Annotated in this window: 19 protein-coding genes; 7 read left to right on the top strand and 12 right to left on the bottom strand. The window is 72.2% G+C overall.

The annotated features are described in order from the left end of the window. Positions 1-70 precede the first annotated feature (70 nt). The 4 genes from proC to ABGB10_RS03245 all read right to left on the bottom strand — a co-directional run bounded on the left by proC (position 71) and on the right by ABGB10_RS03245 (position 3,227). Positions 71-889: a pyrroline-5-carboxylate reductase gene (gene proC / locus ABGB10_RS03230; RefSeq protein WP_347659321.1), complete on the bottom strand. Its 819-nt coding sequence runs from the start codon at positions 887-889 to the stop codon at positions 71-73. A 71-nt stretch (positions 890-960) separates the two neighbouring features. Next, the gene (locus tag ABGB10_RS03235; RefSeq protein ID WP_203151341.1) at positions 961-1,989 is read right to left on the bottom strand and encodes a 6-phosphofructokinase; all 1,029 of its coding nucleotides are present in this window, start codon (positions 1,987-1,989) and stop codon (positions 961-963) included. 158 nt (positions 1,990-2,147) lie between these two features. Next, the gene (locus tag ABGB10_RS03240) at positions 2,148-2,651 is read right to left on the bottom strand and encodes a pyridoxamine 5'-phosphate oxidase family protein (RefSeq protein WP_347659322.1); all 504 of its coding nucleotides are present in this window, start codon (positions 2,649-2,651) and stop codon (positions 2,148-2,150) included. A 78-nt stretch (positions 2,652-2,729) separates the two neighbouring features. Then, complete coding sequence (locus tag ABGB10_RS03245) at positions 2,730-3,227, bottom strand: polyadenylate-specific 3'-exoribonuclease AS (protein WP_347659686.1); 498 nt, start codon at positions 3,225-3,227, stop codon at positions 2,730-2,732. A gap of 219 nt (positions 3,228-3,446) precedes the next feature. Between ABGB10_RS03245 and ABGB10_RS03250 the strand changes: the two genes are divergently transcribed. After that, positions 3,447-4,139, top strand: coding sequence for a Crp/Fnr family transcriptional regulator (locus tag ABGB10_RS03250; protein ID WP_088988366.1), 693 nt, complete (start codon positions 3,447-3,449; stop codon positions 4,137-4,139). Between the two features lie 74 nt (positions 4,140-4,213). On the opposite strand, the gene ABGB10_RS03255 is transcribed toward ABGB10_RS03250, so the two are convergent. Beyond that, a complete protein-coding gene (locus tag ABGB10_RS03255; RefSeq protein ID WP_347659323.1) occupies positions 4,214-4,408 on the bottom strand; it encodes a hypothetical protein in 195 nt (64 codons plus the stop codon). A 176-nt stretch (positions 4,409-4,584) separates the two neighbouring features. Here ABGB10_RS03255 and ABGB10_RS03260 point away from each other — a divergent pair, with 176 nt between their 5' ends. Next, a complete protein-coding gene (locus tag ABGB10_RS03260) occupies positions 4,585-8,097 on the top strand; it encodes an adenylate/guanylate cyclase domain-containing protein (protein ID WP_347659687.1) in 3,513 nt (1,170 codons plus the stop codon). Positions 8,098-8,129: 32 nt separating this feature from the next. Here ABGB10_RS03260 and ABGB10_RS03265 read toward each other — a convergent pair whose 3' ends face one another. Further along, complete coding sequence (locus ABGB10_RS03265) at positions 8,130-8,810, bottom strand: lysophospholipid acyltransferase family protein (RefSeq protein ID WP_347659324.1); 681 nt, start codon at positions 8,808-8,810, stop codon at positions 8,130-8,132. 319 nt (positions 8,811-9,129) lie between these two features. Here ABGB10_RS03265 and ABGB10_RS03270 point away from each other — a divergent pair, with 319 nt between their 5' ends. Together ABGB10_RS03270 and ABGB10_RS03275 are read left to right on the top strand one after the other, a co-directional pair. Next, the gene (locus ABGB10_RS03270; protein ID WP_347659325.1) at positions 9,130-9,975 is read left to right on the top strand and encodes a DUF308 domain-containing protein; all 846 of its coding nucleotides are present in this window, start codon (positions 9,130-9,132) and stop codon (positions 9,973-9,975) included. 158 nt (positions 9,976-10,133) lie between these two features. Further along, positions 10,134-11,630: a trehalose-6-phosphate synthase gene (locus ABGB10_RS03275; RefSeq protein ID WP_347659326.1), complete on the top strand. Its 1,497-nt coding sequence runs from the start codon at positions 10,134-10,136 to the stop codon at positions 11,628-11,630. A gap of 17 nt (positions 11,631-11,647) precedes the next feature. Here ABGB10_RS03275 and ABGB10_RS03280 read toward each other — a convergent pair whose 3' ends face one another. From ABGB10_RS03280 to ABGB10_RS03305, 6 genes are all read right to left on the bottom strand, one after another. After that, positions 11,648-12,442 carry an alpha/beta fold hydrolase gene (locus ABGB10_RS03280; RefSeq protein WP_347659688.1) on the bottom strand — a complete coding sequence of 265 codons (795 nt, stop codon included), beginning with the start codon at positions 12,440-12,442 and terminating at the stop codon, positions 11,648-11,650. A gap of 55 nt (positions 12,443-12,497) precedes the next feature. Then, entirely contained in the window at positions 12,498-13,904 is a 1,407-nt protein-coding gene (locus ABGB10_RS03285; protein ID WP_347659327.1) for an NAD(P)-binding domain-containing protein, read from the bottom strand. A 115-nt stretch (positions 13,905-14,019) separates the two neighbouring features. Next, positions 14,020-14,712: an endonuclease/exonuclease/phosphatase family protein gene (locus tag ABGB10_RS03290; RefSeq protein WP_347659328.1), complete on the bottom strand. Its 693-nt coding sequence runs from the start codon at positions 14,710-14,712 to the stop codon at positions 14,020-14,022. A gap of 12 nt (positions 14,713-14,724) precedes the next feature. After that, a complete protein-coding gene (locus ABGB10_RS03295; RefSeq protein WP_347659330.1) occupies positions 14,725-15,672 on the bottom strand; it encodes an ROK family glucokinase in 948 nt (315 codons plus the stop codon). A gap of 75 nt (positions 15,673-15,747) precedes the next feature. After that, a complete protein-coding gene (locus ABGB10_RS03300; protein WP_347659331.1) occupies positions 15,748-16,452 on the bottom strand; it encodes a hypothetical protein in 705 nt (234 codons plus the stop codon). 31 nt (positions 16,453-16,483) lie between these two features. After that, a complete protein-coding gene (locus tag ABGB10_RS03305; protein WP_347659332.1) occupies positions 16,484-16,939 on the bottom strand; it encodes an SRPBCC family protein in 456 nt (151 codons plus the stop codon). 172 nt (positions 16,940-17,111) lie between these two features. Between ABGB10_RS03305 and ABGB10_RS03310 the strand changes: the two genes are divergently transcribed. Genes ABGB10_RS03310 through ABGB10_RS03320 form a run of 3 tightly spaced genes read left to right on the top strand, consistent with a single transcriptional unit; the run spans position 17,112 to position 21,308 of the window. After that, complete coding sequence (locus ABGB10_RS03310; protein WP_347659333.1) at positions 17,112-18,926, top strand: long-chain fatty acid--CoA ligase; 1,815 nt, start codon at positions 17,112-17,114, stop codon at positions 18,924-18,926. A gap of 14 nt (positions 18,927-18,940) precedes the next feature. Continuing rightward, on the top strand, positions 18,941-20,632 hold the full coding sequence (locus tag ABGB10_RS03315; RefSeq protein ID WP_347659335.1) for a GAF domain-containing sensor histidine kinase: 1,692 nt from the start codon (positions 18,941-18,943) through the stop codon (positions 20,630-20,632). Positions 20,633-20,639: 7 nt separating this feature from the next. Next, complete coding sequence (locus ABGB10_RS03320; protein WP_007072219.1) at positions 20,640-21,308, top strand: response regulator transcription factor; 669 nt, start codon at positions 20,640-20,642, stop codon at positions 21,306-21,308. The last annotated feature ends 60 nt before the right edge of the window (positions 21,309-21,368 follow it).

Here is a 21,368-nt window from a genome sequence, read left to right on the forward strand (position 1 = left end):
GCCCAATCGACCTGCGCCACCACCCGCACGGAACGCCCAGTCGGCCTGAGCTACCACCCGCACGGAACGCTCAGTCGGCCTGAGCCGCCAGCTCGCGGGCCCGGTCGCGGGCGGCCTCCAGCGCGGCGAGCAACGCGGCGCGTACCCCGTGCTTCTCCAGCTCGCGGATCGCGGAAATGGTGGTGCCGGCCGGTGAGGTGACCGCCTCGCGCAGCTTCACCGGGTGCTCGCCGGAGTCGCGCAGCATCACCGCGGAACCGATCGCGGTCTGCACGATCAGCTCGTGTGCCACCTGCCGGGGCAGCCCGAGCAGGATCCCCGCGTCGATCATGGCCTCGACCAGCAGGTAGAAGTAGGCAGGGCCGGAGCCGGAGAGCGCGGTGACCGCGTCCTGCTGGGACTCGGGCACCCGGATCGTCTGGCCGAGCGGCTTGAACATCTCCTCGGCCAACGCCAGGTGGGCGCCGGTGGCGTACGCGCCCGCCGAGATCGCGGTCATCGCCTCGTCGACCAGGGCCGGGGTGTTGGTCATCACCCGGACCACCGGGGTGCCCTCGGGCAGCCGGCGGCTGAAGAAGCTGGTGGGCAGGCCGGCGCAGAGCGAGATGACGAGCTTGTCGGCCGGCACCTTGGGGCCGATCTCGTCGAGCAGCGCGGCGGCGTCCTGCGGTTTCACCGAGATCGCGAGCACCGCCGCCTCGTCCACCGCCGTCAGGTTGTCTACCACCCGTACGCCGTAGCGGGCGGTCAACTCCTCGGCGCGGGCCGGCCTACGGGCGGTTGCCAGCAGCTTGTCCACGGGCCATCCCGAGCGCAGCAACCCGGAGAGCATCAGCTCACCGATCTTGCCCGCGCCGATCACCGCGACCGTGTGCACCCCGGCTGACATCTCGGTCGTACCCCCTCGCATCGGGTCGCGGCGCGGCGGACCCGCAGGCCCGCCGAGCCGCCGACTGTCGATCAGCTGCCGAAGAACACCTCGGCCTCGGCGTACCGCTCCAGCGGCACGGTCTTCAGCTCGCGGGTGGCCTCGGCGAGGGGCACCCGGACGATGTCGGTGCTCTGCATCGCGACCATCTTGCCCCAGTCGCCGTCGTTGACCGCGTCGATGGCCTGCAGGCCCAGGCGGGTGGCGAGCACCCGGTCGAAGGCGGTCGGGGTGCCACCGCGCTGGATGTGGCCGAGCACCACGGTGCGGGCCTCCTTGCCGGTCTTGGCCTCCAGCTGCTCGGCGAGCCACTGGCCGATGCCGCCGAGGCGGACGTGGCCGAACGAGTCCAGCTCCTGGTTGGCGAGGACCATCTGGCCGTCCAGCGGCTGGGCGCCCTCGGCGACGACCACGATCGGGGCGTACTGGTGCTGGAAGCGCTTCTCGACGTAGCCGGCCACCTGGTCGACGTCGAACTGCCGCTCGGGCAGCAGGATCACGTTGGCGCCGCCGGCCAGGCCGGCGTGCAGGGCGATCCAGCCGGCGTGCCGGCCCATCACCTCGACGACCAGGGTGCGGTGGTGGCTCTCCGCCGTGGTGTGCAGGCGGTCGATGGCCTCCATCGCGATGTTGACCGCGGTGTCGAAGCCGAAGGTGTAGTCGGTGGCGCCGAGGTCGTTGTCGATCGTCTTCGGGACGCCGACCACCTGCACGCCGAGCTCGTAGAGCTTGGTGGCCACGCCGAGGGTGTCCTCGCCGCCGATCGCGATGAGCGCGTCCACGCCCTGCTCGGCGAGGTTGTCCTTGATCCGCTCGACGCCGTTCTCGATCTTGAACGGGTTGGTCCGGGACGAGCCGAGGATGGTGCCGCCGCGGGGCAGGATGCCGCGGACGTCGGCGATGCCCAGCGGACGGGACAGACCCTCCAGCGGGCCCTTCCAGCCGTCCCGGAAGCCGACGAATTCGTGACCGTAGGTGGCGACGCCCTTGCGGACCACCGCCCGGATGACCGCATTGAGACCTGGGCAGTCGCCGCCGCCGGTGAGCACGCCGATACGCATGATCCGTCATCCTCCTGGAGCATCAGGTAAAGCCCGATATGCCCCAGGATATGTGTCAGGTCAGACCATCGGCGCCGTTGCCGGCCCGGGGCGGGCCGTCACAGCGCACTGTAGTCGGCCCGCAGGTACGGCGACAGCGCGCCCCGGGGCGACCCCGGTCAGAAGGTCACCTCGTGGTTCTCGCCGGCCTTCGGTGGCCGGCCGGTGACCGCGGCCTTCGCGTAGCCGAGGAGATCGACGACCGCGCCGCCCGGCGAGTCCCAGTACTCGGCGGAGGTGGCGTGCACCTTGATCAAGGTGAGACCGGGGGTGTCCAGCCCACCGGGGAACCAGGCCTTGAGCAGCGGGCTCCACAGCCGCTCGGCCCGGGCCCGATCGAACCCCTCGGTGGCGGTCCCGGAGATCGACACCCAGGTGTGGTGCTTCTGGTCGGAGAAGGCGACGTTGACCTCCGGGTTCACCCGGAGCTGACGGACCTTGGCCGAGTCGGTGTAGGCGAAGAACCACAGGTCGCCGTCGAACTCGACCTCCTGGAGGCCCATCGGCCGGCTCACCTGCCGACCGTCCAGAGAGATCGTGGTGAGCATGCAGATCCGTGCGGCCCGGGCCAGCTCGGTGATCCGGGCGCGGGCCTCCGCTGCGCTGGTCGGCTCGTTGCTCATGGCACTCTCCTCCGCTTCGGTACGCCGAACCGATGCCCGGGACAGAACCGGTCAAACCTACGGCGGTACGACCGGCGGTCAGCGGGTCGTCATCGCCCGCCAGCGGGCCAGATTGTGCCGGGCGTCGACCAGAGCGTCGTGCCGGGCCGCGTCCGCCTCCGGAAGGGTCGGCCGACCGCGGTCGTCCCAGAGCTGCCGCAGCTCCTTGGTGTAGCGGGGGATCTCCCGGGGCAGCGCCGGCATCGCACCCCAGAGCTGGGCGAGCACCACGTGGTCGTACGCGGCGTACCAGGCCCACAGCTCCAACTGCTCCCCCGGCCGGTCCCGGATCGGCTCGACCAGGAAGTCGTACAGGTCGTCGCGGATGCGCTCACGCGACCGCCAGGCCCGGTCCGCCGGGGAGGGCAGCTTGTCCAGCACGTTGCGTCGAACCCAGGGCACGGCGCGGGAGTCGTCGAACTCGGTGGAGACCGCGTAGAACTCGCGGCCGTTCTCGTCGACGACACCGATCGAGACGAGGTCGACGGTGGTGCCGTCCTCGATGAACTCGCAGTCGTAGAAGTAGCGGTAGACCATTCCGGCCATCCTCGCCCACCGCCGCGCGACCGTACCCGGCGGGGTCCAGCTCGCGACGGTCACGGAAGTGCTTCCAGGGGTGTACAGCAAGCGACCGGACCGTCATGATCTGATGTGTACCGCTACCGGACGCCGAATCGGTGTCAGTTCACCTTGTCAGGGCCATCAGGTTCACCCGGTGAGCGAGTTTGTGGTCCATGACCGGGGAGGGGTTGGGCCGTGGAGATGCGCCTGCCGGAGCCGGGTGACGCGCTCACGGGCGTCGAGATGTTCGCCGGGTTGGAGCCCGAGGTACGCCAGCGTGTCATCGCCGCCGCCGTTCCGCGCACCTACCGCAAGGGCCAGTTGCTCTTCGTGGAGAACGACCCGGGTGAGTCGCTGATCGTGCTGCGCCGCGGCGCGGTGGCCGTCTTTCGCACCGCACCGACCGGCGAACGGGCCGTGTTGTCGGTGATCCGACCACCGGACGTGCTCGGCGAGGTCTCCCTGCTCGACGCGTCCACCCGGTCCGCATCGGCCGAGGCCATCGAGGACTGCGCGGCGCTCGCACTCTCCCGGGGCGCGTTCATGGAGCTGGTGCACTCCAACCCCCGCATCCTGGACGCGGTGATGCGCTCGTTGGGCGGGCTGATCCGCCGGCTCACCGAACAGAACGCCGACCATGTCTTCCTCGACCTGCCCGGCCGGGTGGCCAAGACGCTGGTCCGGTTGGCCGGCGAGAGCCAGGCGCCGATGATCACGATCGAGCTCAACCAGAGTCAGTTGGCCGAGATGGCCGGTGGTTCCCGGCAGAGCGTCAACCAGGCGATCGGCTCGTTCGCCAGCCGCGGCTGGCTGCGTACCGAGGGGCGTCGGATCGTGGTGACCGACGTGGCCGCGCTGCGCCGCCGCGCCGGCATGAGCGACCGCTGACGCAGCGGACACACACGAAACGGCCGGGTCGCCCGTGGGCGACCCGGCCGCTTGTTTCCGTCATCGGCGCGGGGTCACACCCCGGAGCTGCCCGGCCCGGCCCACTTGTCCGGGCCCTTGTCGCCGCCCGGGCCGTGGGACTGCTCGCTGACGATGCCCTCGGCCTGCAGCGTGGCGAGCGTGGCGGCGTCGACGTCCACCGAGTCGCCCGCGGAGTGGCTGACCCCGTTGCCGTCGGTCCAGTCGCTCTCCAGCTTGACGTACACCATTGACCTGTCCCCCTCTGGTCCCTGATCGATATCTGGCCGCCTGAATCTAGTCGTTCCGGTCCCTCGGTGGACTGTCCACAAACCAACAGGCCGGTACCTGACAGCGGCGGGCGGGGGCGATAATTCCCGGCAGGGGACGCCACCGGCGTCGACCTGTTCGCCTCTGGGGGGGTGTCATCGCCGCGCAGTGTGGACGCTGTGGACGCACGGCCGCCGACGGAGACCGTTTCTGCGGCGGCTGCGGCGCCGAGCTGGGGGCTGTGTGCCCGCACTGTCTGCGACCACTCGCCTCGGATGTCACGTTCTGCACGTCGTGCGGGTCTCCGCGACCCGGCGCCGAACGACCGGCCGCGCTCACCCCGCAGGAGGACCGCCGCCGGGTGAGCGTGCTCTTCGTGGACCTGATCGACTTCACGCCGTACGTCGAGCGCGCCGACCCGGAGCAGGTCCGCGGCATGCAGACCGGGTTCTTCTCCGCTGCCCGCCGCGTGGTCGGCCAGTACGGCGGGGTGGTCGAGAAGTACATCGGAGACGCGGTGATGGCGCTCTTCGGTGCCCCGATCGCCACCGAGACCGACGCGTTGCGCTGCGTACGGGCGGGTCTCGAACTGCAACGGGTGCTCACCCGGTTCGCGCCGACCGGCAGCACCGAGCTGCGGTTCCGGGTCGGGGTGGCCACCGGCGAGGCGCTTGTGGACGTGGCCGCCGCGCGTGACGGTGGGCAGGCCATCGTTGCCGGCGACGTGGTGAACACCGCCTCCCGGATGCAGTCCGTCGCGCCACCCGGTGGGGTGCTGGTCTGTGGCACCACCCACGCGCTCACCAAGGACGCGATCCGCTACGAGGAGCAGCCCCCGGTCACCCTGCGTGGACGGTCGTCGCCGACCGAGGTGTGGCTGGCCCTGTCCCCGCTGCGTCGCCAGCCCACCGACCGGGAGCCGGACACCACACCGTTGGTCGACCGGGAACACGAGCTGGGCATGCTCGTCAACGCGTTGCACCGGTCGCTGCGCGACCGTCGACCGCAGGTGGTGACGATCTTCGGGCGGGCCGGCATCGGCAAGAGCCGGCTGCTGCGGGAGCTCTACCGGCACACCGGCCGGCTGGTCGACGAGCCGCTGACCTGGCGCACCGGGCGGTGCCCGCCGTTCGGTGAGAACGTCACCTTCGCCGCGCTCGCCGACATCGTCAAGTCCGAGGCCGGCATCCTCGACACCGATCCGGCGGGCAGCGCCGCGCAGCGGCTCGCCGCCGCCGTGGGCGAGCTGATCGGCCCGAGCGAACGGGACCGGGTGGTGGACGCGCTGCGCCCTCTGGTCGGGCTGCCCGGCACGCCACTGCCGGCCGAGGAGGCGGAGTCGGCGTGGCGTCGCTTCCTGCTGGCGCTGGCCACCCGACGTCCCACCGTGCTGGTCTTCGAGGACCTGCACTGGGCCGACGACGCGATGCTGCGCTTCGTGGAGCTGCTCGGGGCGGCGGCCCGCGACGTGCCGCTGCTGCTGCTCTGCACCGCCCGCCCGGAGCTGGTCGACCGGGACCCGAGCTGGGCCGGGACGATCACCGGCTCGGTGACCATCACCCTGCCGCCCCTGCGCGACACCGGCATCGCCGCCCTGTACGCGCACCTGTTCGGCCAGGCGGCGTTCTCCGCCGACATGCTGAGCCCGCTGATCGAGGTGGCCGGCGGCAACCCGCTCTACGCGCACGAGTACGTACGGATGCTGATCGAGCAGGGGGCGTTGCGCCAGTCCGGGCGGGGGTGGTCGCTGGACAAGCATCTCGAGCTGACCATGCCGGAGAGCGTGCACGCGGTGATCGCCAACCGGGTGGACCTGCTGGACGCCAAGGACCGAGCCGTGCTGCTGGCCGCGTCGGTGGTCGGGGTGCAGTTCTGGCCCGGCGCGGTCGCCGCCGCGCTCGGGCAGCCGGTCGAGTCGGTCGAGCGCTCGCTGCGGCGACTGGAACAGCGCGACTTCGTGCACGAGCAGTCCGCGTCGACGATGGCCGGGCAGGCGGAGTTCCGGTTCCGCCACGTCCTGGTGCGCGACGTCTGCTACCAGCGGTTGCCGCGCACCGAGCGGGTGGCCCGGCACGAGCGGGCCGCGGACTGGCTCGACGCGCTGTCGCACTCCCGCGACACCGACCTGGCCGAGGTGCTCGCCCACCACCGCTGGGCGGCCCACGAGATCGCCCGCTCGCTCGGCATGGAGGTGCGGCGCTATGCCGGGCCGGCGCGGCAGGCGCTGCACCGGGCGGCCCGCCGGGCGTACGCGCTGCACGGGCTGGACGCGGCGGCCAGCCACGCGGGTCGGGCTCTCGGCCTGGCCGACGACGACGACCCGGTGGGTCGGCTCCAGTTGGAGTTGTTGAGCACCGAGATCTCGTTCTACCGCGACGGTAACGCGTTCCTGTCCGGGGGTGGGGCGGAGCAGGTGCACACGCTCGCCGACCGGTTGCTGTCGCACGGCGACAAGGCCTGCGCCGCCCGGGCGTGGACGCTGCTCGGCCAGGCCGCCTGGCTACGGGCCGACCGTGGTGACGCGTTGGCCTGCCTGGACCGCGCGGTGCAGCTGTTCGAGCCGCTGCCGGACACCCCGCAGAAGGCGGACGCGTACGCGGAGATGGGCCGGCTGCACATGCTCAACTACGAGCGGGACCCGGCCGTGGCGGCGGCGGACACGGCGGCGGAGATCGCCGAGCGGTTGGGCCTGACCGAGACCCGCACGAATGCCCGGATCACCGCGGCCACGGCCCGTTACCAGTCCGGCGACCGGGTCGGCCTGGACGAGCTGCACGCGATCGTCGAGTTCGCCCGGGCCGGGCAGCTGCTGGCGTTGCCCCGGGCCACCCAGAACCTCGCCTGGGCGATTCGGGAGGAGGGCGACTGGCTGCGGTCCAACGCCCTGCTCTCGGCCGCGCCGGCGCGGACCGCCAGCGGTCAGACCCTGACCACCAGCTATTCGGCGGAGGCGATGCGCGCCTGGTTCGACGGCGACTTCGGTCGGCTTCTCACGGCGGCCGAGGCGTTCGTGGACACGCCCACCGGCAGTTGGGACATGCAGGTGCGGGGGTTGCGCTGCTGTCTGCTGGTGTTGCGCGACGACGACGATCCGGACGACCTGGCCGACGCGCTGGACACCGCGCGGCGCAGCGGGTTCCACCGGTTGCACTGGACGATGCTGAGCATGGCCGCGTTGTGCCGGGCGTTGCAGGGGCGCAAGGCCGAGGCGGCGGAGCTGATCGAGGAACTGGACCGGTGCTGGTCGGCCGTGCCGGCGCTGGCCAGCGGGGAGTGGATCGCCGCGGCCGCGTACGCAGCGGCGCTGAGCGGTCGGAGCACGGCGGTGCGGGTGCGCACGATGCTCGGTCGGGTCGGGCATCGCACGCCCTGGTCGGAGGCGGCGTTGCGGACCGTGACGGCGGCACTCGCGGCGGCGGACGGCGACCACCGGCGCTCGGCCGAGCTGCACCTGGCCGCCGCCGAAACCTACGGGCGGATCCCGGACGTCAGTGACCGGGTGCTGGCGCTGGCGTTCGCGGCGGCAGAGCTGACCCGGGCCGGCGATCCGGCGGGCGCACGGGAGACCCGCGCCGAGGTACGCACCTTCGCGTTGCGCAACGACGCCCCCGGCCTGCTCGCGCTGGCCGGTCGGCCGATCAGCCCGACCGGGCCGGCGGTGGCGTGCTGACCCGGCGCAGGCGGCTTGGCGGCCGAGCCGCCTCAGGCGGCGACCGGCGGCTTGAGCTTCTGTGCGTAGATGTCGACGTACTCCCGGCCGGAGAGCTCCATCAACTCGTACATGATCTCGTCGGTGACCGCGCGCTCGACGAACCGGTCGCCGGCCAGGCCGGCGTAGCGGGAGAAGTCCAGCGGCGCCCCGAACCGGATCCGCACCCGGTCGATCTTGGGGATGAGCTTGCCCGGCGGCTGGATCTCGTCGGCGTTGAGCATCGCCACCGGCACCACCACCGCGCCGCTCTCCAGGGCCAGCCGGGCCACCCCGGTCTTGCCCCGGTAGAGCCGCCCGTCCGGCGACCGGGTGCCCTCCGGGTAGATGCCGGCCACTCCCCCGGCGCGCAGCACCTGCAACTGGGTGTCCAGCGCCGCGCGGGCGGCCCGGCCACCGGAACGGTCCACCGGGATGGTGCCGGTGCCGACGAAGAACATCCTGGTGAGCCAGCCCTTGATCCCCTTGCCGGTGAAGTACTCGGCCTTGGCCACGAAGGTGACCTTCCGGGCGGTGATCAACGGCGTGAAGATCGAGTCGGAGAAGGAGAGGTGGTTGCTGGCCAGGATCACCGGACCGGTCGCCGGCACGTGCTGCAGACCCTCCACCTGCGGGCGGAAGATCAGCTTGAGCAGCGGACCGAGGAGAACGTACTTCAGCAGCCAGTAGAGCACCGGCGTCCTTTCCCGTGGTGTGCCCGCGACAGCGTCGGGCCCGGGGACGCCGCCGTCGCCGACGAGCCTACGAAGCGAGCGCTCTCACCACAACGGACGAGACTCAGGCGTCAACGATCACCGAGATCGCACGTGTCGCGCAAGAACGGACAAAGGACCCCTGCCGCGACCTGCGGCAGTAGCCGTGACTTTGGAAGACGCGACACAACGCACTCCCGGAACCATGCCCTGACGTGTCACGATTCAGAGCACGGCGTACGGACGGGCGTCGAGGGGCAGGGGTGGCCGCGCCGGAAGGCGCGTTAAGGGGGATGTCCGGGTGTCAGCGGGTGGGGCCCGCCGGGGACGGCGGGACAACGGGCTCGACGCGAACGAGTACGCCGTCGTCGGCGATGTCGATCCGCGCGTCGGTGAGCACCTGCTCGACGTGCTGGCCGCCGGCGGGATCGCCGCCTACCTGCAGCCCTCCGCCGACCTCAACCCGGTCACCCGCACCACCACGGTTCCGGCCCGGCCGGTCGACCGGCTCTACGTCGACCGTTCGCACCTGACCACCGCACGGGACTATCTGACTCAGCTCGCCGACGAGACCACTCCGGAGCAGCCGCCGGCCCGCGACGAACCGGACATCGACGCCGAGTGGGCGCGGATCGTCGCCGGCTTCCACACCACCTCGTCGACCGACGAGCACCCGTGGCCGGCTTCGGAGAACGTCGACGAGCGGGACGAACCGACGGCTGGCCCGCTGGCCCGCTCCGGGGCCGACGAGCCTGGTCCGACCGCCACCGACGTCCGCCGGCTGCCGTCCGCGACCGACATCTCGGGGATCTCGGTCGGTCGTGGCGCTCGGCCGGACGAGCCGTCGCTGCTGGATGGGCTGGACACCTTCGGCGCCGACCTGCCCGACGACGAGGACGACGACGAGGGTTACCACCCGCCCCCGCCGCCACCGCTGCCCCGGGTCAGCAAGTACGCGGTGATCGGCGTGCTCGGCGTGGTCATCGGGTTCGTGCTCTTCCTCTTTCCGTGGCTGCTCCCGGTGGACAGGTCGGCGGTCACCCTGTTCGGGTTCACCGGCATCCTGGCCGGTTTCGTCACGCTGATCTGGCGGCTGCGCCCTGGCGACGAGGACGAGGACGACCCGGACAACGGCGCCGTCGTCTGAGTTCGGCCCGCATCCCGGGACGGCAGCGCCCCGCCGGGGGCGTAACAGTGGTGTAACTTACTGTCAGTAGGAATACCGCTGTACGTCACTTCCCCCGCTGACTGACCGGTTTTCCCTTGCTCGTGGCGGTCAGTCCTCTGCTGATCGGAATGCCCGAGATGCGACAGAGTTCCCTCGTGGTGGTGGCCAACCGCCTTCCCATCGACGACAGTCAGGCCCCCGACGGGGCCTGCGAGTGGCGGCGCAGCCCGGGCGGGCTGGTCAGCGCGCTGCATCCGCTCCTGCGGCACACCCCGGCGACCTGGGTCGGCTGGGCCGGCGGCACCGGGCCCGCCCCCGCGCTGCCGGACGTGGACGGCGTCCGGATGCACACCGTCGCGCTCAGCGCGGAAGACCTGCGCGACCACTACGAAGGGTTCGCCAACGCCACCCTCTGGCCGCTCTACCACGACTCCGTGGAGCAACCGGAGCACCACCGCCGGTGGTGGGAGGCGTACCAGCGGGTCAACCAGCGTTTCGCCGAGGCGACCGCCCAGGTGGCCGAGCCGGGCGCGGTGGTCTGGGTGCAGGATTACCACCTGCAACTGGTCCCCGGCCAGCTCCGCGCGCTCCGCCCCGACCTGCGCATCGGGTTCTTCCTACACGTGCCGTTCCCACCGCCGGAGCTGTTCATGCAGCTCCCCCGCCGGGCCGAACTGCTGCGCGGCATGCTCGGCGCCGACCTGGTCGGCTTCCAGCGCGCCCAGGCGGCGCACAACTTCGCCCAACTGGTGACCCGGGTGCTGGAGCTGCCGGCCACCGACCGGCGCATCGGCATCGACGACCGGGTCGTCCGCATCGGCGCGTTCCCGGTCTCGATCGACACCGCCGAGATGGGCGCGCTCGCCGCCCGACCGGACGTGGCCGCCCGCGCCCGCCGGCTCCGGCAGGACCTCGGCGACCCACGGCAGGTCATCCTCAGCGTGGACCGGATGGACTACACCAAGGGCATCGAGCAGCGTCTCAAGGCGTACAGCGAACTGCTCGCCACCGGCGACGTCAAGGTCCGCGACACCGTGCTGGTCCAGGTCGCCATGCCGAGCCGGGAACGCGTCGGTCAGTACCAGATCCTGCGGGAGCGCATCGAACGCGAGGTGGGCCGGATCAACGGCGAGTTCGGCCGGGTCGGCGAGCCGGCGATCCACTACCTCACCCAGCCCTTCGACCGGGCCGAGTTGGCCGCGCTCTACCGGGTCGCCGACGTGATGGCGGTGACTCCGCTGCGGGACGGCATGAACCTGGTCGCCAAGGAGTACGTGGCCGCCCGCGTGGACGACAACGGCGCGCTGCTGCTCAGCGAGTTCGCCGGCACCGCCGCCGAGCTGTCCCAGGCGTACCTGGTCAACCCGCACGACCTGGAAGGGCTCAAGCAGGGCCTCCGCGCGGCGCTGCGGGCCAGCCCGGAGGACGTCACCCAGCGGATGCGGGCCATGCGTGCCCACCTGCAGCAGCACGACATCCGGGCCTGGGCCCGCTCGTACCTGCGCGCCCTGGACGAGGGCGGCGCCCTGGTCAGCCGCCTGTCCAGCACCGACGGCACCCCCGAGGACGGCGCGCGGGTGCCCCTACCCGCCAGCCCCACCGGCAGCCCGGTCGGCCACCAGGCCAGCGGCTGACCGCCGGCCCGGTGGCCTCAGTGCGCCGCGGGCTCCTTCTCCAACCAGTCCAGGATCGCGTCGATCGGCTCCGCCCACCGCGCGTCCAGCATCAGATCGTGGCCCATTCCGGGGAAGAGCAGCGGGGCCGAACCGTACCGGCGGGCCACCCGGGTCAACGTCGACGCCGGCACCACCCGGTCGTCCGGGCTGCCCAGCACCAGCACCGGCGGCGTGCCCACGGCCGGCTCGGCCTCCGGCTGCCCCAGCAGCGCCCACTGCGCTCGCCGGCTGGCCCGACCGAGCCGCCCGACGTGCCGGCGGGCCTCCTCGTCGGGCAACTCGCGGCTGAACAACTGCCCACGGTTGAGCCGCAACGGCCCGCCGAACACCGCCGGCACCGTGCCCGCAGGGTTACGACGCAGCGCCGCACCCAGCACTCCCCATCCGCCGAAGACGGGCGCTACCAGCACCGCGCCCCGCGCCGGGTAGCGGGCCAACGCGTGCGCCACCACCAACGCCCCGGCGCCGTGCCCCACCAGCACCGTCTGCCGTGGCAGGCTCGCGGCCACCTGGACCACATCATGGCTGTACGCCCGCAGCGTCGCCTCCGGCGCCGGCTCGCTGGCCCCGTGCCCCCGCAGGCTCACCGCGTACGCAGGGAAGCCCCGCGACGCCGCGTGACCCAGCCAGTGCTCGGCGAACGCCCACGCGCCGTGCCCGAACCCGGGTACGAAGAGCAGCGGCGGACGCCCCTCCTCGTGCTCGGGGAGGGCGCTGAGCACCTCCCGCCGAACCGGCCGGACCGGACGTGACCACTCCCGGCCCCGCATGATCCGCAGCTCGGTCACTGGTCCGCCTCTCGCTCGCAACTGTGCGGCCGGCCGCTCACTTGCCCTCCAGGTCGATCAGGGCGCGCTGGACGGCGCGCAGGTAGTCGGCGTGACCGACCTCGAACCAGTGCCGGCTGCTCTCCTTGACCTGCCCGGAGTAGCGCTCCCCGGCCCGCTCCCGCACCCGCTGGGCGAACGCCGCGGCCCGCTCCGGTCGGTCCCGGCGGGCCTGGAGCAGCCGGGCGAAGAGCACCGTCTGCCAGTGCGACAGGGTGAACAACCCGGAATCCGGCTGCACCAGGCCGGCCACCGCCAGCGTCGGGTGCCCCGGCGTGAACGCGTTGAGCCACAGGGTGGGGCGACCCGCCCCCGCGCTGTCCCCGAACACCGAGGCGTCGAGGAACTCGAAGCGCGGCAGGTAGCCGGTGGCGAAGACGACCACCTCCGGGTCGATCTCGCGGCCGTCGGACAACTCCACGGCGTACGGGTGGAAGCGGGCGATGTCCGGCACCGGGCCGATCCCGCCGTGGCCCACGTAGTAGACGAGCTGGCTGTTGGCGATCGGGTGCGTCTCGTACACCCGGTGGTCGGGTTTGGGCAGGCCGAAGCGGGTCAGGTCGCCGACGGTCAGCCGCAGCGTCCAGTGGTAGAGCCACTGCCGCACCCGAAGTGGCACACGCAGTGCCAGCAGGCTGTCGTTCACCTGGTCGGCGGGGCGACCCAGCACGAACTTCGGCGCGTACCAGTAGCCGCGCCGGGTGGAGTGCCAGCAGCGTGACGCCTGCTGGGCGGCCTCGACGGCGATGTCGCAACCGGTGTTGCCGGCACCGACCACCAGCACCCGCTTGCCGCGCAACTGCGCCGGGTCCTTGTAGGACGACGCGTGCATGATCTCGCCGCGGAACTCCTCCAGCCCCTCGTAGCGGGGCAGCTTCGGTGACCAGTTGTGCCCGTTGGCGATCACCACGGCGGCGTACCGGGAGGTGCGCTCCGGGCCGTACCCGCCGGTGGAGCGGGTGGTCACGTCCCACCGCTCCCCCGGGGCGGGCTCGACCCGGACCACCTCGGTGCCGAACCAGATGTGCGAGCGCAGGTCGAAGTGGTCGGCGTACCGCTCGAAGTAGGACAGCAGCTGGCTGTGGTGCGGGTAGTCCGGCCACGAGTCCGGCATCGGGAAGTCCGGGAACTGGGTGAACGGCTTCGACGAGATCAGGTGGGTGCTGGCGTACACCGGGCTGCGGTCGTGCCGCCAGTTCCAGGCGCCGCCGACGCCTGTCTCCCGCTCGTAGCAGTCGACACCGAAGCCGTGCTCGCGCAGGTTCTTGATGGCCGTCAGGCCGCTGGCCCCGGCCCCGATGACACAGACCGTGTCGCCCCGGTCGGAGACCGGGCGACCGTCGCTGTTCAGCGCGGACGGGGTCGCCTCCGGGTCGGGCCGGCCGTGGTCGGTGGAGGTGGACACCGAAACATCTCCTTTTGGTACGGCAGGCGTGCCGGTCGCCGCGAAATCCTCTCCACAACGAAGCCGGATGTCCAGTCCTACCGCGCGGGCATCGGCGGTCGGGCCGACGCCGGGGTCAGTCGGTGCCGGGCAGCAGCAGGTCGACCAGGACCGGGAAGTGGTCGCTGGCGCGCCGGGTCTGCGGGGTGTCCACCACGTCGTAGTCGACCACGGTGATCCGCGGGTCGACGAAGAGCGCGTCGATGCGTCGGCGTGGTTCGTGGCAGGAGTAGGTGAGCCGGTCCGCCCGGTCGGCCGCCACCGCGGCGTCGGTCAACCCGCGTGACACGGTCGCCCAGGCCGGTCCGTCCGGACCCTCGTTGAGGTCCGCCCCGGCCAGCACCGGGCTGGTCGCCGCGTCGAGGCCCCGCTTGAACTCGGCGGCCTGGGCCGGCCGCTCGGCAGGGTCGGTGGACAGGTGCGAGCCGGCGAGGGTGAACCGGGCGCCGGCCACCCGGCAGTCGGCGTACGCGGCGCCACGCAGGTGCCGGCCGGGGGTGAGCGGGAAGCGCTGGCACCGGGTGTCCCGCACCTGGACCCGCAGGCTGGTCAACAGCAGGTTGCCCAGCGCCGGCAGCCCGCCGGCGGCCACCACCAGGCCGAACGACTCGGCCAACGTGGCGGACTTCTGCCGCCACCGGAACCGGCGCGGCCCCTCCTGGACGATCACCACGTCCGGCCTCGCCGCCCGGACCACCGCCGCCAGCGCCGCGGTGTCGTCACGCTGGCTGTGGATGTTGTACGACACCACCCGCAGCGGTACGCCCATCGGTGGACCGCCTCAGATCCGGCGGGCCAGGTCGGCGGCGCCGATCACGCCGGCGCTGTTGCCCAGCTCCGCCGGGAGCACCTCGGCCACCGGCAGGCGACCACGCTGGGCGAGCGCGTCGGCGTACGAGCGGCGCGTCGGGCCGAGCAGCAGGTCACCGGCGTCGATCACACCGCCGCCGACCACCAGGGTCTGCGGGTCGAGGATCTGCGCCATGTCGGCGAGGCTGGTGCCCAGCCACCGGCCGATCTGCGCGAACGCCTCGGCGGAGATCGGGTCGCCGTCCTGCGCGGCGGCGGTCACCATCGGACCGGTGATCGCCTCGGCCTCACCGCCGGCCAGCTCCAGCAGCGCGGTGGCCCGGTTGGGCTCCTGCCGGGCACCGGCACGGGCGAAGCGCACGAGGGCGCTGCCGCTGGCGTACTGCTCGATGCAGCCCAGCCGGCCGCAGCCGCACTGGTGCCCGTCGGGAACGGCCAGCATGTGGCCCAGTTCGGCGGCGATGCCGTGCGCGCCGCGCATCAGCTCGCCGCCGAGGACGATTCCGCCGCCCACGCCGGTGCCGATGGTGAACATGATCATGGAGTCGTCGGCGGCGCGGGCCGCGCCGTACCGGAACTCGGCCCAGGCGGCCACGTTCCCGTCGTTCTCCACGATCACGGGAAGCCCGGTGGCCTTGCCGACGTACTCGCGCAGCGGTTCGTCGCGCCAGGCCAGGTTGGGGGCGAAGAGCACGGTCGACCGACTGGCGTCGATCCAGCCGGCCGCGCCGATGCCGACGGCCTCGATCGTCCGGTCGGCGGCCAGCTCCCCGACCAGCTCGGTGATGACGTCGCGGGTCTTGCCGACGTCATCGGCGGGAGTGTCCCGTCGGGTCTGCACGAGGACCGTGCCGGTCTCGTCCACGACACCGCCGGCCACCTTCGTGCCACCGACGTCGACTCCGATGGTCAGCGTCACCGCTGCCGCCCCCCTCTGCTGCTGTCCGGCCCGCGTCCCCGGCGGCGTGCCGGTCCGGGTCGGGATGTCCCGCGCTCAGGCGCCGTCGCCCGATGCTTCCGCGTCGGAGTGGTCGGGCACCCGCGACGCGGGCACCACGGGACGGTTGGTCGGTGCCGGTACGGTCGCCGACCCGGCCTCGTCGACGGGTGGTGCGGCGGCCGGGGCGAGAGGATCCGCCGTCCGGGTGGCGACCGACCAGACATCCCGTTCCGGCGCCGGCTGAGAATCATGCCCGGTGCGGGTGGCATCGCGCCACACGTGCTCGTCGGCGGCTGCGGTGGACGGCTCGCGTCCGGCCGGCTCCGGCAGGACGTCGTCGGTGCTCACGGCGGGTTCCGGCACCGTCCGGGTACGCGGTTCGGCGGCCGGCTCGGAGGGGCTCGTCGTGGGCGAATCCGCCGGTGAGAACGCGCGGAGCAGGCTGGCGACACCCGCCGCGAGGTCACCGGCGCCGGTCGCGAGACGTTCGGCGAATTCCGGACTCGGGTCTCGCAACGCGGCGATGCCCCGACAGACCGGGCAGACGCAGCATTCGGCCGATCCGGTGGCGAAAGCACCACCGGGGCCGGGACGCCCGTCCGGACCGGCACTGTGACCGAGGACACCGGCCAGCACCCCGCCCAGCGAGCCGAACCCGCCGCCCGCCGAGCCTGCGGAGGCCAGCCGCGCCCCCGCGAGCAGGGTGGCGACCAACCGTTCCGCCTCTTCCCGGGCCGAACCCGGATCCGTTCCGCCCACCCTCGGCTCCTCTACCGTGCCACCGGACACGTCACTGCGCCGCACCGGTTGCTTCTACCCGGCGCTTGAGCTGCTTCAACGCGGTATCCATGATCATCTTCTCGGCTTTGCGCCGAAACATTCCGAGCATTCCCACCGACAGGTCGACCTCCAAGGTGTAGGTCACCGTGGTGCTGCCGTCCGAATTGCCCACCAGGTCGTACGAGCCTCGCTGGCTCTTCTGCATCTTCGAGGGGGCGACCAGGTGCCACTCGATCCGGGACAGGTCCTCGGCGTACTCGTAGGCGAGCACGTACTCGTCGGCCATCACCCCGGCGTCGATGGTGAAGCGCACCTGGCTGGCGTAGCCGTCCTCGTACTCCTCGACGACCTCGGCGCGGCGCACCGCGTCGGTCCACTCGGGGTAGCGCGCGAAGTCGCAGATGACCGCCGTCACCCGTTCCGGTGCGGCGCCGATGATGATCGACTGGGTGGAGGAGTCCGCCATGGGGGGAGGCTACCCGGCGCGTACCGCCAGCACGCCGCGCCGCCCCCGGCGGCCAGCAGGCCCCGTACCGGCCGGGCGTTAACAGGGTGCCCTAGCTCACCGGGTAGGTTTCGACACAACCGACGCCCACCGCGGCGTCCGGCCCGGCCAGTGCGAGCACGAAGGAGTGCAGGTGCGCGAGTTCTCCGTCCCGCCGATCGTCACCGTTGGCGACGCGGCCAACCTCACCGATCCGGTCTGGGACAACGCCGAGGTCGCGCCCGACGCCGTCCAGTTCGCCCGCCCCGTCCCGGGCGCCGACGGCGCCGTCACCACCTGGACCGACGTGACCTGCCTCCAGTTCCGCGACGAGGTGGCCGCCGTGGCCTGCGGGCTGGTCGCCGCCGGCATCGAGCCGGGCGTCCGGGTCGGCCTGATGAGCCGCACCCGCTACGAGTGGACGCTGCTGGACTACGCCATCTGGGTCGTCGGCGCGGTCACCGTGCCGATCTACGAGACGTCCAGCGCCGAACAGGCCGCCTGGATCCTCGAAGACTCCAACGCGGTAGGCGTCGTCGTGGAGACGGAGGCGCACGCCGCCCTGGTGGCCGGTGTCCGGCACCGGCTGCCCGAGCTCAACCACGTCTGGCAGATCGACGGCGGCGCGGTCGACGAGCTGGTCGCGACCGGCGCCGAGGTCGAGCTGGCCGAGGTCGAGCGGCGACGCAAGGCCGTCCGCGCCGACGACCTGGCCACGATCATCTACACCAGCGGCACCACCGGCCGACCCAAGGGCTGCGTGCTCACCCACCGCAACATGTACGCCGACATCGCCAACGCGGTGCCGGTGCTGCCGAACCTCTTCAACGCCGGCGCGTCCACCCTGCTGTTCCTCCCCCTGGCGCACGCATTCGCCCGGCTGATCCAGATCGGCGTCGTGCAGGCGCGGGCCACCATGGCGCACTGCGCCGACACCAAGAACCTGGTCGCCGAGCTGCAGGCGTTCCGGCCGAGCTTCGTGCTCTCCGTACCCCGGGTGTTCGAGAAGGTCTACAACGCGGCCAAGCAGAAGGCCGAGGCGGACGGCAAGGGCGGCATCTTCGCCCGCGCGGAGCAGGTCGCCATCGCGTACAGCGAGGCCCTGGAGACCCCGGGCGGGCCTGGCCTGGCGCTGCGCGCCCAGCACGTGGTCTTCGACCGGCTGGTCTACCGCAAGCTGCGTGCCGCGCTCGGCGGGCGGTGCCGGGACGCGATCTCCGGCGGCGCGCCGCTCGGCGCGCGGCTCGGGCACTTCTTCCGCGGCATCGGCGTGACGGTCCTGGAGGGCTACGGCCTCACCGAGACCTCGCCCGCCGCTGCGGCGAACCTGCCCACCGGCACCCGGATCGGCACCGTCGGTCGCCCGCTGCCCGGCGTGACCGTCCGCATCGAGGACGACGGCGAGATCCTGATCTCCGGCGAGCTGGTCTTCCAGGGTTACTGGCGCAACGAGACGGCGACCGCCGAGACGATCAGCGCCGACGGCTGGTTCCGCACCGGTGACCTGGGCAACCTCGACTCGGACGGCTACCTGAGCATCACCGGCCGCAAGAAGGAGCTGATCGTCACCGCGGGCGGCAAGAACGTCGCCCCGGCGGTGCTGGAGGACCTGGTCCGGGCGCACCCGTTGATCAGCCAGTGTGTCGTGGTCGGTGACGCCAAACCGTTCATCGCGGCACTCGTCACGGTCGACGAGGAGGCGCTGCCGACCTGGCTGGAGGGCACCGGCCTGCCCGCCGACACCTCCATCGAGCAACTGCGCGAGCACGAGGGTCTGCGCAGGGAGATCCAGGCCGCGATCGACACCGCGAACCAGGCCGTCTCCAAGGCTGAGGCGATCAAGGTGTTCCGGGTCCTGCCCCACGACTTCACCGAGGCGACCGGCGAGTTGACCCCGTCGCTCAAGGTCAAGCGTCAGGTTGTCCACAAGACGTACGCGGCGGAGATCGCCGATATCTACCGAGGCTGACTACCATCCGTCACGTGCCCGCATCCACAGCCACCGCACCACACCCGCATCCCCTCGCCGCGGCCGCCCGCCTGGTGATGCTGGCGCTGATCGCCGTCCTGACCCTGTTCGCCACCCGTGACGTCGCCCAGCTGTGGTGGATCGCGCTGCTGGCGGTGGCCGGGCTGCCGTCCCTGCTGGCCCCCCAGCACCGGCTGATCGCGCCGCTGAGCAGGGTGGCGGAGGTGGTGGTGCTGGGCCTGGCCGCGAGCCACGTGGCGGCGGTCGCGTCGATCGGCGGCACGGTCGACGGGCTCGGCGCCTCGGCGATACTGCCCTACCTGGCGGTCCCGGTGACCGTCACCGCGCTGCGCCGCCGCTTTCGTGAGGGCACCGCCCTGCTCGCGGTCACCGCCGTCACCCTGCTGGTCAGCGGCGCCCTGACCAGGGTCGGCGGAGGAATCCAGCTCGGCCAGCCGGGTTACCTCGCGGTCTGCGCGCAGTGGCTGATCCTGGCGGCGCTCGGGCTCTACGCCGCCGGCACCCTGCACCGGGTGATGGCGGTCCGCGGCGAGGGCAAACCCCAGCCGTACGCCGAGGCCACCCGACTGCTGACCCAACTGCGGACGGTGGCCCGGCAACTGCCCGGGGCCACCCTCGACCCGGGAGGCATCTCCGAGCACCTGCTGGAGGAGTTGCGCACGGTGGCCCGGGCCGACCGGGGCGCGGTGCTGTCGGCCAGCGGCGGCGGCCGACTCGTGGTGCTCGCCCAGGCCGGTGTCGACCGGGTGGACTGGGAGACGACGCTGGACGCCGACTCGGCGATCGCCGACGCCTGGGCCAGCCAGCAGGCCACGACGGCCGCCCGGTCACAGTCGCGCTCACACCGTGGCGGTGACGTGTCCGCGCTGATCGTCCCGCTGGTCGCCGGGGTGCGCACGGTGGGGTTGGTGGTGCTGGAGGCGGACGCCGCGCAGGCGTACCCGCCGCCGGTGGTGTCCCGGGTGACCGCGCTGACCCGCCCTGCCGCGCTGCGGCTGGAGGCGGCGCTGCTGTTCGACGAGGTCCGTTCGCTGGCCACCAACGAGGAGCGGCAACGGCTGGCCCGGGAGATCCACGACGGGGTGGCCCAGGAGTTGGTGATGGTCGGTTACGGCATCGACAACGCCATGGCCACCGTCTTCGACGACGCGGACGAGACCGCCGAGGCCCTGCGTACGCTGCGCGCCGAGGTGACCCGGGTGATCCAGGAGCTGCGGCTGAGCCTCTTCGAGCTGCGCAGTGAGGTGGACCGGCAGGGTGGGCTGGCCGCGGCGATCGCCGAGTACGCGCGCACCGTGGGCGCGTCCGGCGGGTTGCGGGTGCACCTCTCGTTGGACGAGTCCACCGCTAGGCTGCCGGCGGCCACCGAGGCCGAGTTGCTGCGCATCGCGCAGGAGGCGGTGACCAACGCGCGCAAGCACGCCGGAGCCTCCAATTTGTGGGTCACGTGTGAGGTCGACCCCCCGTACGCGCAAATAGAAGTGTCGGATGACGGTCAGGGGATGGCTGACCAGCGCCCCGACGGACGGTACGGTCTTGCGATCATGGCCGAGAGGGCGGAACGTATCCGGGGCCGGTTGGAGATCAGGCCGCGGCAACCCAGCGGCACGACCGTGGCGGTGGTTCTCGGTTCCTCGTCCCGGCGCGACAACGTGCGCGACAGCGCAGCACCAGAAGGGGAGTAACCCGAGGATGACCACAAGTCCGACACCGGCCACCCGCACCAAGGTCCTCCTTGTCGACGATCATGACCTGATTCGTAAGGGCCTGCGGCACGCCTTCGAGCGCGACCGTCAGTTCGAGGTCGTCGGTGAGGCGGCCACGGCGGCGGAGGGTGTACGCCAGGCCGGCGCCCTGCAGCCGGACGTGGTGATCATGGATCTGCGGCTGCCCGACGGCAGCGGCCTGGAGGCCACCCGCGCGCTGCGCAAGTCCAGCGCGTCGATGGGCATCGTGGTGCTGACCATGTACGCCGGCGACGACCAGCTCTTCGGCGCCCTGGAGGCCGGTGCGAGCGCGTTCGTGCCGAAGACCGCCCCGGCCGACGAGGTGGTGGCCGCCGCGCGGCACGCCGCCTCGTCCCCCAGCGCGTTCACCGCCGCCGACCTGGCCGAGGCGATGAAGCGTCGGCTCGCCCCGTCCGGCCCGCAGTTGTCGCCCCGGGAGGGGCAGGTGCTTCGGCTGCTCGCCGACGGGATGAGCGTGGCGGGCATCGCCAAGCAGCTGTTCGTCAGCGAGTCCACGGCCAAGACGCACATCTCGAAGCTCTACGAGAAGCTCGGCGCGGCCAACCGGGCTCAGGCCCTGATGACCGCGCTCCGACTCGGCCTGCTCGAGGCACCGGACGCGCCCAAGTTCTGACCTGTCCCCGCTCGTCGAGCGGGATGTCGCGGCCGACGGTCCGCGCCAGCTTCGGCCGGC

The organism is Micromonospora sp. B9E7 (genome assembly GCF_039871815.1).
GTDB lineage: Bacteria > Actinomycetota > Actinomycetes > Mycobacteriales > Micromonosporaceae > Micromonospora.